A 13,159-nucleotide genomic window follows, 5' to 3' on the forward strand; every position below is an offset into this window, starting at 1 on the left:
CCAAAGATGTGCGGCCCATCGCCTCGGCCTTGCGGCCGTGAGTCCGGAAACTTCGACTTAGATGTCGTAGTACATCTCAAACTCGTGCGGATGCGGGCGCAGCCGCATCGGGTCGATCTCGTTGGTTCGCTTGTAATCGATCCAGGTCTCGATCAAGTCCGGGGTGAACACATTGCCCTCACCTAGGAAGTCGTGGTCATCCTCGAGCGCGCTGAGCACACCCTCCAGCGACGACGGCACCTCCTTGATGTCAGCAGCCTCGTCCGGCGGCAACTCGTAGAGATCCTTATCGACCGGGCTCACTGGCTCGATCTTGTTTTTGATGCCGTCAAGGCCAGCCATCAACATCGCGGAGAACGCGAGGTACGGGTTGCTGGATGGGTCGGGCACGCGGAACTCGATCCGTTTCGCCTTCGGGTTGGAGCCCGTGATCGGGATCCGGATGCAGGCGGAACGGTTGCGCTGCGAGTACACCAACTTCACCGGCGCTTCGAAGCCCGGCACCAAACGATGGAAGGAGTTCACCGTCGGGTTGGTGAATGCCAACACTGCCGGAGCGTGCTTGAGCAGGCCACCGATGTACCAGCGGGCCGTATCAGACAGGCCGGCATAACCGAGCTCGTCGTAGAACAGCGGAGAACCGTCTCTCCACAGCGACTGGTGGCTGTGCATACCGGAACCGTTGTCGCCGAACAGCGGCTTCGGCATGAAGGTCGCAGTCTTGCCAGCATTCCAGGCAACGTTCTTGATGATGTACTTGAAGAGCATCACCTCGTCGGCCGCGCGCAGCAGGGTGTTGAACTTGTAGTTGATCTCCGCCTGACCAGCGGTACCCACCTCGTGGTGAGCACGCTCCACCTGGATGCCGACATCAGTCAACGTGCGCGACATCTGGTCACGCAGATCTGCGTAGTGGTCAACCGGCGGCACCGGGAAGTAGCCACCCTTATAGCGGGTCTTGTAGCCCTTGTTGCCGCCCTCTTCTTCACGACCGGTGTTCCACTGACCCTCGATCGAATCGATGTGGTAGTAGCCAGCGTTGGTCTTGGTCTCGAAACGAACGTCGTCGAAGACGTAGAACTCGGCTTCGGGGCCGAAGAAGGCCGTGTCAGCGATCCCACTGGATTTGAGGTACGCCTCGGCCTTTGCGGCCACCTGACGAGGGTCGCGGCTGTAGGGCTCGTCGGTGAACGGGTCACGGATGGAGAAGTTCATCACCAACGTCTTTTCCGCACGGAACGGGTCGACGTAGGCGGTGGCCGGGTCCGGAATCAGCTTCATATCTGACTCGTGGATCTGCTGGAAGCCACGAATAGATGAGCCGTCGAACATCTGACCGTCGGTGAACAGCGCCTCATCCACGCTCTCGACCGGAACGTTGAAGTGCTGCATGACGCCTGGCAGATCGCAGAATCGCACGTCAACGAACTTGACGTCCTCATCCTTGATGTACCGCAGCGCGTCGTCCGCATTGTTGAACTCCGGGCGCTTTGACATTAACCCTCCTCATAGGTCCGGAACCGTTGCTGGCGACTTCGCACTGCAACGGCATTGGGGACAGTCTGCCCCCCGGTAATAAGGAGACAATAGGCGGGGTCGATTTCCCGGTCGTGTCCCAAATGTTTCCGGGAGGTTACGTCGAATTCAATGTTGTTCGGCACGCCTATCACCGCGGTACCGGCTAGTCAGAGGGGCGGAATTGAGGACTCGAGGGTACGGTTGAGGCGTGGACAGACGCACGCTTGGTTCGTGGCTGATGACTCCGGGGCAGTCCCCCGAGTTGCTCGCCGAACCGCAGGACTATCGAGGTCAACGGCTCGGGCTGCCGCAGGAGGGTCCAGGGTCGATCGCGCCGTTCGGTCGTCGGCTGGCGGCTTTGATGGTCGATTGGTTCGCCTCACTGTTGGTTGCCAGTGTGGTGGCCGGGCTCATCGGTGATCCCGATTTTGGTCTACTCACCCTCGGAATCTTCTTCGTGCAGATCACCCTGCTGCAGTTCCTCACCGGGTCCTCATTTGGTCAGCGTCTGCTGTCTTTGGCGGTCATCCGCACTGACAATCGGCCCCCGGGTCTGTTGAGTTTGCTACTGCGCTCGGCCCTTATTTGCCTCGTTATTCCGCCAGTGGTCTGGGACCAAGACACTCGCGGTCTCCACGACAAGGCGGCAAAGACTGTGTGCGTTCGCCGCTGACCGCTAGCCCCCGTCGTAAAAGATTCGCTCCATCACCCGGCGACTCCTGCGGGTGACCCGGCGATAGTCCTCCAGCAACTGCCGGGCAGCTCCCGGTCGGTAGCCCAGCAAATGCGCCACAATAGCCAGTGAGCGTTCGTCCTGCGGCAGCACGTCTGCCGGTCGACCAGTGGCCTGCATAATCGCGTTACGAATCCGACTGGCTAGTTGCCAGGATTCCAGCAGCACTTGCTCGTCCTCGCTGCCGATCAGACCGCTAGCACCCGCCGCCCGAAGCACAGGCAGTGTCCGTGTGTCACGCAGTTCCGGATGGCCAGCTCCATGCTGCAGTTGCAGCAGCTGTGCGGTCCACTCCACATCAGACAGCCCACCGGGTCCCAGTTTCACGTGCCGAGAAGGATCAGTTCCCCGCGGCAACCGCTCTGATTCCATTCGCGCCTTAAGTCGCCGCATCTCCCGCAGGTGCTCATCGGCAAGACCGTCCGCTGGGAAACGCAGCGGATCAATAATTTCGGTGAAAGCGACCCCGAGAGCGGTGTCTCCAGCCATGGGCCTGGCACGGAGCAAAGCTTGCGCCTCCCACGGGGACGACCACTTGTCGTAGTAGGCGGCATAGGACTCCAACGACCGCACCATCGGCCCGTTGCGACCTTCCGGCCGCAAATCGGTGTCTAGCGCCAACTCTGCATAGGAGGACGGCAGCGCGAGTAGCCGGCGAAATTCCCCGGCTAAGGCCCGGCTCTGTCTCTCAGCCGTGGCCGCGTCCGTGCCGGGGAGTGCGTCGTACACCAGCATGGCGTCGGCGTCAGAGGCATACGACATTTCACCACCGCCGAGGCGTCCCATCCCCATCACGAGGAAGCGGATGCCCAGCTTCTCACCGGCAGCCACGCCCAGTACCGCGGCTTGCAGAGCGCCGGACAACGTGGCACCAGCCAGGTCCGACAACTCGCTACCGACCTGTTCGATGTCTGCTAACTGCAACACATCACTGACGGAGATCCGCAGCAGCTCGCGGCGCCGAAAGGAACGTAGCGCGGTCATGGCGGAATCAGCTTCCTCGCGACGATTCACTGCCGACAGCGCCGCCGACTCCAATGCAGCCCGATCTCTGGCAGCTAGGTCGTCCTCGGAGCCCAACAGCGCGACCGCCTCGGGGGTACGGATAAGTAGGTCGGCGGTGTAGCGACTGGAGCCCAGCAGTTCTGCGAGTCGCTCTGCCGCTACCGATTCGTCCCGCAATAGCCGCAGATACCAGGGGGTCGCTCCCAACGCGTCACTGACGCGGCGGAAACTCAACAAGGCCATATCCGGGTCGGGTTTGTCTGCGAACCAACTCAGCAGTACCGGCAGCAACGTCCGTTGAATGGCCGCGCGGCGACTCACTCCCGAGGTCAACGCCATCAGGTGTCCTAACGCGGCCTGCGGATCAGTGAAACCCAGCGCCGTAAGCCGCTCACCTGCTTGTTCCGGCGAGAGTCGAGCCTCCCCCGGATCCAACCGGGCCACTGCCTGCAGCAATGGCCGATAGAACAGCTTCTCGTGCAGTCGGCGAACCTCAAGTTGCTCATTTCGCCAGGCGGTGTCGAACTCTGCTTCTGGATCCACCCGAAAACCTAAGGAACGGGCTACTCGCCGCAGTTCACCAGGATCGTCGGGGACCACGTGCACCCGGCGCAGCCGCCATAACTGCAGTCTGTGCTCCAATGTGCGCAGGAATCGATAGGCACGCGCCAGTCCGCCAGCATCCGATCGCCCCACGTAGCCGTAGTTCGACAGTGCCTCCAGCGCGTTGATGGTTCCAGGGCTGCGCACCAGCGCGTCTTCGCGACCGTGCACCATTTGCAGTAGTTGCACCGAGAATTCGACGTCACGCAGTCCCCCAGCCCCGAGCTTCAACTGCCGTTCCGCGGCTTTGCCCCGAAGTGATTCCTCCACCCGGCGACGCATCGCCTGCACGTCCTCAACAAAGTTCGGTCGGCCAGCCGCCTGCCATACGAATGGGGCCGTCTCCTGCTCGTAACGCTGTCCCAGTTCAGCATCACCGGCGGCCGCTCGGGCCTTAAGCAGTGCCTGAAACTCCCAGGTGTCCGCCCACCGTTCGTAGTAGCCAATATGACTGGGCAGCGTGCGCACCAACGCCCCAGCTTTGCCTTCCGGTCGCAGGCCAGCATCCACTTCCCACAGCGCACCCTCGGCGGTTTCGGCGCTGCACGCCTTCATCAAACCGCTAGCAAGTTCGGTGCCGACCCGCACCGCAGCCGCATCGTCGTCGCTGGTGGATTCCACTACAAAAATCACGTCGACATCCGACACATAATTCAGTTCTTGCGCGCCACACTTACCCATGGCGATGACAGCAATGCGACATTCCTTGGCGACCGGTCCCACTTGGGCCCGCGAGATTGCTAGCGCCGCCGCTAGTGCCGCATCAGCTACATCACTCAAGTCCGCAACGGTATGAGCGTAGTCCTCCGCTGCCACCAGGTCCCGGCGTGCGATGGCCAGCAGTTGCCGCCGATACGCGAGCCGCAGTTCGATGAGGGCCTCCGCGTACGGCAGCGTTGCGGTAGGCGCCCCATCGGCCGGGTCAGCGCCGACCGCAGTCAGCAGATTGTTGATGACCTCATTGCGAGAGATCCTGGCGCGCGGACCCAGCAACTGCCAGTCCTCGGGATGCCGCACGAGGTGGTCGGCCAAAGCCTGCGATGCGCCCAGTACACCGGCAACCCCACGCCGGATTTCCTCATCAGACAGCAGCGCATCGCCGAAATCTGACAGCATTCCGGCAGCCTCTGCGGCATCGGCGATCCGGGTCAGTGACAGGAGTGCGGAATCTGGATCGGCCGCCTCAGCTAGCGCGGTCGCGGTCTCGGTGCTGATCTGCGCGGCAGCAGGAGCCGCTGAAATCAGGTCAATGGCGCGATCGGGATCCTGAAATCCGAGTCGGGCGAGTTGGGCCGACTCGGTGCTGCGTCGTGCGTCGCTCACAGCAGCGGCAGATAGCGGTCCAACTCGAACTGGGTCACCTGTTGGCGATACGCCGCCCATTCGGCGCGCTTATTGCGCAACAAGTAATCAAAGACCTGTTCCCCTAAGGTGTCGGCCACCAATTCGGATGACTCCATCACGTCCACCGCTTGACCTAAACTGCCGGGCAATGGATTCATTCCCAGTGCTCGTCTTTCCGCCGGGGTGAGTGACCAGACGTCGTCCTCAGCACCAGGCGGCAGTTCATAGTCTTCTTCGATACCTTTCAGCCCGGCCGCTAACACCACCGCGAATGCGAGGTAAGGATTGCAAGCAGCATCGAGAGTGCGCAGTTCCATCCGAGTGGAACCGCTCTTGTGTGGCTTGTACATCGGAACTCTTACCATCGCGGAGCGGTTGTTATGCCCCCAACACACATAGGCCGGTGCCTCACCGCCGCCGTGGATGCGCTTGTAGGAGTTCACCCATTGGTTGGTAACCGCACTGATTTCGGCGCCATGGCGAAGGAGGCCGGCCATGAACGATCGGGCCACCTTCGACAACTGGTAGGGAGCACCTGGCTCAAAGAACGCGTTGCTGTCCCCCTCGAACAACGACAGGTGCGTGTGCATACCGGAGCCGGGATGGTCCGCCAGCGGTTTGGGCATGAACGAGCCGACCACGCCGTGCTCCAGTGCCATTTCTTTGACCACCAGCCGGAAGGTCATGATGTTGTCAGCGGTGGTCAGCGCGTCGGCATAGCGCAGGTCGATTTCCTGCTGTCCGGGGCCGCCTTCGTGGTGGCTGAACTCCACCGAGATGCCCATTGCTTCCAGCATGGTGATGGTGGCGCGGCGGAAGTCGTGGGCGATGCTGTGCGGCACATTGTCGAAGTAGCCGTACTGGTCGATCGGCTCTGGCGGCGGCCCACCGGGTTCGTGGGCAGACTGGAAGAGGTAGAACTCGATTTCGGGATGCAGGTAGAAAGTGAACCCGAGGTCGCCGGCCCGTTCCAGGGTGCGACGCAGTACGTGCCGGGGGTCGGCCAATGCTGGCGAACCGTCGGGGTTGAGGATGTCGCAAAACAATCGGGCAATACCTTTGGTCTCGCCGCGCCAGGGCAGCACTTGAAACGTGGCCGGATCGGGGCGCACCAACATGTCCGCCTCAGTCACCCGGGCCAACCCCTGAATGGCGGAGCCATCGAAACCGATGCCCTCGGCCAGCGCCCCTTCTAACTCTGCTGGAGCCACGGCCACCGACTTCAAGGTGCCCAGCACGTCGGTAAACCACAGCCGGATGAACCGGATGTCTCGCTCTTCAATAGTCCGGAGCACGTATTCGGTCTGCTTATCCATAGGACCATCTTGCCTAACAGATCCGCGCAGCGCTCACGGACATGCGCGCAGTAGCCTGACGAAATGGCACCAATTCGTCTGGCATTGGCCCAAATCAACCCCACCGTGGGCGACTTGGCCGGGAATTCCGCCTTAATTCTGGCCCAGTGCCGGGCTGCAGCGGAAGCAGGTGCTGATGTGGCATTGCTGCCAGAGATGGCGCTGACCGGATATCCGATCGAAGACCTAGCGCTGCGCGACTCGTTTATCGAAGCCTCCCGAGATGCTGGCTTGGCGCTCGCCGCCGCGCTGATGACCAACGGCTTGGGCGAGTTGACTGTAGTTTTCGGACTGCTGGATCGCGCCGCAGAAACTCAACCCGGCCTAGGCAGCCCCCGCAACGCACCCACCAACGCCGTGTGGGTGCTGCACGGTGGCGAGATCATCGCGCAATATCGCAAACACCATTTACCGAACTACGGCGTTTTCGACGAATACCGCTATTTCGTTCCGGGTGATCAGCCCGGCATCATCGAGGTCGCTGGCCGAACGATCGCGCTAGCGGTGTGTGAGGACTTGTGGCAGTCCGGGGGTCCGGTGGATTGGGCGCGGCAAGCCGGTGCGGAACTGCTGCTGGTGCTGAACGGTTCCCCGTATGAGCAGGCTAAGGACGATGTCCGGTTGGAGTTGTGTCAGCAGCGAGCCGCCGAGGCTGGTTGTGCGGTGGCCTACGCAAACCTGTTCGGCGGTCAAGATGAGCTCGTTTTCGACGGCGACAGTCTCGTGGTGTCCGCCAACGGCACGCTAATAGCCCGCTCCCCTCGTTTCCAGCCGGATCTGCTGATCGTGGATATGCCGGAGTCCGGGCCGCCAGTCGCCATCACCCCCATCCCCGCGCCGCTGGATACCGAAGCGGAGATCTGGGCGGCACTCGTGCTAGGGCTGCGCGACTATGTCCGCAAGAACGGGTTTACCTCAGTGGTGTTGGGACTGTCCGGTGGGATCGACTCTGCGGTGGTAGCCGCGCTAGCCTGCGATGCCCTCGGCCCAGACCACGTGCACGCGGTGTCGTTGCCCAGTTCGTATTCCTCGCAACACTCGCAAGATGACGCAGCGCTGCTCGCGGAGCGCACTGACTTGCAGTTCCGCACCGTACCGATCGCCGACATGGTGGCAGCGTTTCAAAATTCATTGGGACTCACCGGCTTAGCTGAAGAGAACCTGCAGGCGCGGGTCCGCGGCGTGACACTCATGGGAATCTCGAATCAAGAAGGCCACCTGGTGTTGGCTACCGGCAACAAGACTGAACTGTCGGTCGGCTACTCGACGATCTACGGCGATGCGGTCGGTGGCTTCGCTCCGATCAAGGACATCCCCAAAACTCTCGTGTGGGGACTAGCTCGCTGGCGCAACGAGCAAGCTCGCCGTGAGAACCAGCCGGAGCCAATTCCGCAATCCAGCATCGACAAGCCACCGAGTGCGGAACTTCGCCCAGACCAGTTGGACTCCGACTCACTCCCGGACTATGCGGTGCTCGACGACATTTTGGATGACTACGTGGAACAGGATCGTGGTGTTGCGGAACTCGTCGCGCAAGGTTTCGACGCTGCACTAGTCCGCGACGTGGTGCGGATGACCGATTCTGCCGAGTACAAGCGGCGCCAGTACCCACCTGGTCCGAAGGTAAGTCTTCGGGCGTTTGGTCGGGATCGGCGGCTGCCGATTACGAACCGCTGGCGGGAGGCGACTTCGGATCAGTAGCGGGCGGGGTCGAGTCGGTTTTAGCCGCCAGACCCTCTTCCGCCAAAACCTCTTCGCTGGTGTCTCCATCCTCGTCGTCCCAAGTGTCGGTTGGAGATTGATCCCCCTGTTGTGGCGGCTTGATGGCTGGTAGCAGCGTGAACACCAACACCACCGCCACCGTCACGCTCACGGCGCTCAACAGCATAGTGGCGTGTGAGGCCGACACAAATGCCTCATAGGCGGCCTGCCGCACCTGCTCGAGCTGCTCAACAGGGAGTCCTTGTTGCGACTCCAGACCGGTCAAGATGGCTTCGGTGGCAACCACTGATTGCTCGGCTTCATCCGCCGGGAAATCCGCGGGCAGATCGGCGAATGCTGGTGCCACATTGTCGGCGTAGCGGGAACCCAACACACTGCCAACGACCGCAACGCCCAACGCACCAGCTAGTTGTCGCACTGTGTTTTGCACCGCCGAGCCGGCACCTGCACGGCTCAGCGGCAGAACGTTCTGCATAACGGCGGTGGCGGGCGAGATCACCGATCCCATGCCGAGTCCGAAAAGGAAGAATCCCAGCAGCAGCAACGGGATACTAGACTCCAGATCCAACTGAGTCATGGCATACAACGTCACCGCCACGAAGATCAGCCCTGTTCCCATCACTGCTTTGTAGCCAAACCGGTCCACCGCTTTCGCACTGCGGGGCGCAGAAATCAACTGACCGACCGCGAACGGGAGGAACATCAGCCCGGCGGTTAACGTGTCGAAACCGCGCACGATCTGTAGGTAGAACGGCAGCGTAAACGTCAAACCCATCAAGGCAAAGAACGCCAGGCACACCGCTGTCAGACTGATCGCATAACCGCGGTTGCGGAACAGCGACACGTCAAAGGACTTGTGCTCACTACGGGATTCGTAAAGCAGGAACCCCGCCAGGAGTGCGATACCGGCCACGACGGGCACGATCACCCCGGCAGTCAACCATGCGGTTTCAGCCGAGGAATGAATGATGCCGTAGACCAGGAGCAACATCCCGACGAAACTCAATACGAGGCCGATTAAGTCCAGCGGTGAGGGTTCTGGGTTTCTGGTTTCGGGCACCACACGCAGCACTCCGATCAGACCGATGATCACCACTGGCACGTTGATCAGGAAGACCGATCCCCAGTCGTTGCCAGTCAGCCAGTTGCTCCATTCTGGGTGTTGCAGCAGTAGCCCACCCAATACCGGACCCAGCGCAACAGCTCCGCCTACCGCAGCCGCCCAGATTCCGATGGCTCGCCCCCGCTCAGCGGGCGGGAACACAACGGTGATGATGGCCAGCGTGACTGGCATGACTGCAGCACCACCGATCCCCATGATGCCGCGAGTGACTACTAACCACTCCGGAGTTGGCGAGAACGCCGACAATGCACTAGCTGCCCCGAACACCAGCAATCCAATAATGATGATGCGTTTGCGGCCGTACCGGTCGCCAAGCACGCCCCAGGTGTAAAGCAAAGCAGCGAACACCACGATGTAGGCATCGACTGCCCACACCAACTCACTCTGGGTCGCTTGTAGATCCTCTTGGATGGTGGGCAACGCGATATTCAGCACCGTGTTGTCCAACACGACGATCAGCAAACTGACCATCAGCACCCCAAGGATGGCCCAACGCCGCGGATGGCCGGTGCCGTCAGTCATCCAGGCGTCATCGGTGGACCGGCGTACTTCCGAACTGCTTTCGGTCATGTCGGTCCGTCTCCGATCTCGGGGGCTCCCCTGAACCATAGTCGCCCCCGCGCAGTTAGGCCGCGAGCGATACCTGCTGAGCGGGAACTCAACCGTCGGATTCCGAAGCGGCCGAACCCGACACTCCAATCGGGTTGGTAGGTATTGCGGTACGCCGACCCGAAATGTCACACTTTCGGTGTCGCGGTGACCCGAACGAGGCATCGACGATGTGGAGGCATCATGTCATCCGATTCGCCGTCTTCAGTTTACGGCAGCATCACCGGTCGCCGGATTTCCATTACTGATCTCGCTCGCGCGAAAGTCGCTGAGGAGAAGTGGACCATGGTCACCGCCTACGACGCGCTGGTCGCCGGGACCTTGGAAGAGGCTGGTGTACCAGTACTACTCGTAGGCGACTCTGCCGCGATGGTGGTTTTCGGTCACGATTCCACGCTGCCGGTCACCTTGGACGAGATGGTCATGCTGACCGCGGGGGTGGTCCGGGGCACCCAACGCAGCCTGGTGGTGGCAGACCTGCCCTTCGGCAGCTACCAGGAATCACCGGAGCAGGCGCTGCGCTCCGCCACCCGGTTGATGAAGGAAGCCGGCGCGCAAGCGGTCAAATTGGAAGGTGGCGAGCGGGTCGCGCCACATATCCGGCTACTCGTGGAATCCGGTATCCCAGTGATGGCACACGTGGGGTTGACACCGCAGTCGGTGAATACCCTCGGTGGCTACCGCGTGCAAGGGCGCGGCGAAGCAGGACACCAACTGCTAGATGACGCCCTGGCAGTGCAAGAGGCGGGCGCATTTGCTGTCGTCTTGGAGGTCGTGCCGCGTGATCTCGCCGAGCGGGTCACCAAAGAGCTGGACATTCCCACCATCGGGATTGGTGCGGGCCGCGGAACTGACGCGCAAGTTCTAGTGTGGCAGGACCTTTTGGGTCTGACTCCAGGCAAGAAGCCGAAGTTCGTGCAACCCTATGCCGACCTACGCGGCGTGATCGTCGACGCGGTGCAGGCCTGGCGGCAGGACGTCACCGACGAGGTCTACCCCGATATCGACCACTCCTACAGTTAGCCGACCAGTCGCCTAGACCGCTGGTTCCGGGGCAACACAACCTAGTCCACGTCAGTGATGCGAATGCCTGCGTGCGCCTTGTAGCGGCGATTGATCGAGATCAGGTTCGCAGTTAGCGCTTCGATCTGGGCACAGTTACGCAACCGTCCCCCGTAAATGCCCCGCATCCCGGGGATGCGACCGGCGAGATCTTGAACCGCGTCGGTGGCTTCCCGCTGGTCACCCAGCACCAACGTGTCGGTGTCGACTGTCGCCAGCTCCCGATCTCGCAGCAGAACGGAACTCACGTTGTGAAATGCTCCCACCACCGCACTACCGGGCAGCAGTTGCTGGGCCTGCTCTGCCGCTGAGCCTTCCGGCACCCGCAACGCATAGGCGCCACGCTTATCGAAACCGAGCGGGTTCACGCAATCAATAACGATCTTGCCCGCTAGTTCCCCGGCCAGATCCGCCAGTAGCGCTTCGTGACCACCCCAAGGCACCGCCACGACCGCGACGTCACAAACTTCGGCGACGGACGTATTCAGACCGCCAGTGACACCGGCACCTAGCTCGGCAGCCGCCTCGTGCGCTCGCGCATCATCTCGGGATCCGATCAGCACCGAGAGACCAGCTGCTGACCAGCGGTAAGCCAGCCCGAGACCTTGATCGCCAGTACCGCCCAAGATTCCAATCAACGGCTTATCCGGCAGTTCGGCTAGTTGGATCCCATCAGGTGCGTCGGCCATGGTGGCGCTCACTCGTCCTCTCCCCCGGCAACCCGCGTCGCCAGCTCCTCATCAATACCCCAGTGCTGCAGGGCCTGCTTGCCATGCGCCATATCCGCACGCGGCACTGCCTGTCCCGGAGTACGCGACAGTCGGGGTGCTGGTCCCGGTTGCAACGGATTGGTCGGCAACAACGTCTTTCTTGCGGCCAGTTGCGGATGCTGCGCCGCTTCGGTGAGGGAGCGCACCGCGGTGACACACGCATCGGTGCCCGCAAACTGCTGCTCCCAGTCATCCCGTGACCGGCTGGCGATCCGGTAGGTGAAAATCTGCCGCAGGTCCGGCCAGCGCTCCCGGTCGTACTGCTGGGGCAGGTCGGTCTCAGTCAGCTCCAATCCAGCTATGAACTCCGCGTAGAACTTCGGCTCGAGGCAACCCACTGCCAGATAGCCACCATCGGCGCATTCATAGACGTCATAGAACGGTGCACCGGTGTCGAGCAGGTTTTCCCCTGGTGCTGTGGCATCCCAGAGACCTTGACCGGCCATCGAATAGACCAGCATCATCAAATAGGCCGCGCCATCCACCATCGCGGCGTCCACAATTTGGCCCTTGCCGGACTGCTGCCGTTCCCAGAGCGCAGCCAACACCCCCACCAGCAGGAACATGGCACCCCCGCCAAAATCGCCAGCAATGTTGACCGGCGGCACTGGGGCCTGCCCGGAACGGGCGAAACTGCCGAGGGCTCCTGCGGCAGCAATGTAGTTAATGTCGTGTCCCGCCTGTTGAGCCATCGGGCCGTCCTGACCCCACCCGGTCATCCGACCGATGATCAACTTGGGGTTACGCGCCAGCAACTCCTGTGGGTCCAGTCCGAGGCGTTCCATGACGCCAGGTCGATAACCCTCCAGCAGCACATCGGCACGGTCGGCTAATCGGCGAGCAACCGCCAGTCCATCCGGATCTCGCAGATCGACAGTTACCGCTGACCGGCCGCGCAGGTGAATAGCGCTATCGGCATCGACAACCCCCAGTTGCGGTCCCGGCGCCTCAATCCGCAGAACATCCGCACCTAAGTCAGCAAGTAGCCCACCCGCAAACGGCACCGGACCAATCGCGTTCATTTCCAATACCCGCAGTCCCACAAGCGGGCCAGTACGTTCCACAGTCACAGTGAGAGTCGACTAGGAATCGCTCGGGGGGCGCCCATTCCACTCGTCCTCGTCCCGGTCCCATTGCTCGTTGCGCTCCCGAGCAATCTCCAGGGCGTTAGCCGCCTCTTCTTTGGTGTCGAACGGGCCCAACCGCTCCGAGTTCGGGCAACCCTCGGTCTCCACTCGCTGATGAACCAGGCAATACCACCACTGGGACATACGGTCTCCTTACTTAGAACCACCCGCAGCCTATCGGCGCGCAC

General features: G+C 61.8%; 10 protein-coding genes. 3 read left to right on the forward strand and 7 right to left on the reverse strand.

What is annotated here, in order from left to right:
- Positions 1-57: 57 nt before the first annotated feature.
- Entirely contained in the window at positions 58-1,497 is a 1,440-nt protein-coding gene (glnA, locus tag K0U62_06090) for a type I glutamate--ammonia ligase (GenBank protein ID MCH9801092.1), read from the reverse strand.
- 259 nt (positions 1,498-1,756) lie between these two features.
- Between glnA and K0U62_06095 the strand changes: the two genes are divergently transcribed.
- On the forward strand, positions 1,757-2,191 hold the full coding sequence (locus K0U62_06095) for an RDD family protein (protein MCH9801093.1): 435 nt from the start codon (positions 1,757-1,759) through the stop codon (positions 2,189-2,191).
- 3 nt (positions 2,192-2,194) lie between these two features.
- On the opposite strand, the gene K0U62_06100 is transcribed toward K0U62_06095, so the two are convergent.
- Both K0U62_06100 and K0U62_06105 read right to left on the reverse strand, forming a co-directional pair.
- The gene (locus tag K0U62_06100; protein ID MCH9801094.1) at positions 2,195-5,242 is read right to left on the reverse strand and encodes a bifunctional [glutamine synthetase] adenylyltransferase/[glutamine synthetase]-adenylyl-L-tyrosine phosphorylase; all 3,048 of its coding nucleotides are present in this window, start codon (positions 5,240-5,242) and stop codon (positions 2,195-2,197) included.
- The gene (locus tag K0U62_06105; protein ID MCH9801095.1) at positions 5,179-6,519 is read right to left on the reverse strand and encodes a glutamine synthetase family protein; all 1,341 of its coding nucleotides are present in this window, start codon (positions 6,517-6,519) and stop codon (positions 5,179-5,181) included. The genes K0U62_06100 and K0U62_06105 overlap by 64 nt, the downstream gene beginning before the upstream one ends.
- Positions 6,520-6,582: 63 nt before the next feature.
- Here K0U62_06105 and K0U62_06110 point away from each other — a divergent pair, with 63 nt between their 5' ends.
- Positions 6,583-8,259, forward strand: coding sequence for an NAD+ synthase (locus K0U62_06110; protein MCH9801096.1), 1,677 nt, complete (start codon positions 6,583-6,585; stop codon positions 8,257-8,259).
- Here the strand turns inward: K0U62_06110 and K0U62_06115 are convergent.
- Positions 8,222-9,973 carry an MFS transporter gene (locus K0U62_06115; GenBank protein MCH9801097.1) on the reverse strand — a complete coding sequence of 584 codons (1,752 nt, stop codon included), beginning with the start codon at positions 9,971-9,973 and terminating at the stop codon, positions 8,222-8,224. The genes K0U62_06110 and K0U62_06115 overlap by 38 nt on opposite strands.
- Before the next feature lie 222 nt (positions 9,974-10,195).
- On the opposite strand from K0U62_06115, the gene panB reads away from it, so the two are divergent.
- Positions 10,196-11,035, forward strand: coding sequence for a 3-methyl-2-oxobutanoate hydroxymethyltransferase (gene panB / locus K0U62_06120; protein ID MCH9801098.1), 840 nt, complete (start codon positions 10,196-10,198; stop codon positions 11,033-11,035).
- A 41-nt stretch (positions 11,036-11,076) separates the two neighbouring features.
- On the opposite strand, the gene npdG is transcribed toward panB, so the two are convergent.
- Genes npdG through K0U62_06135 form a run of 3 tightly spaced genes read right to left on the reverse strand, consistent with a single transcriptional unit; the run spans position 11,077 to position 13,115 of the window.
- Positions 11,077-11,763: an NADPH-dependent F420 reductase gene (gene npdG, locus K0U62_06125; GenBank protein MCH9801099.1), complete on the reverse strand. Its 687-nt coding sequence runs from the start codon at positions 11,761-11,763 to the stop codon at positions 11,077-11,079.
- An 8-nt stretch (positions 11,764-11,771) separates the two neighbouring features.
- Positions 11,772-12,866 (reverse strand): CoA transferase, encoded by a 1,095-nt coding sequence (locus tag K0U62_06130; GenBank protein MCH9801100.1) that lies wholly within the window; start codon positions 12,864-12,866, stop codon positions 11,772-11,774.
- A gap of 60 nt (positions 12,867-12,926) precedes the next feature.
- Positions 12,927-13,115: a hypothetical protein gene (locus K0U62_06135; GenBank protein MCH9801101.1), complete on the reverse strand. Its 189-nt coding sequence runs from the start codon at positions 13,113-13,115 to the stop codon at positions 12,927-12,929.
- Between the last annotated feature and the right edge of the window lie 44 nt (positions 13,116-13,159).

It is taken from the genome of Actinomycetes bacterium (assembly GCA_022599915.1).
In the GTDB taxonomy this organism is placed as follows: Bacteria; Actinomycetota; Actinomycetes; order S36-B12.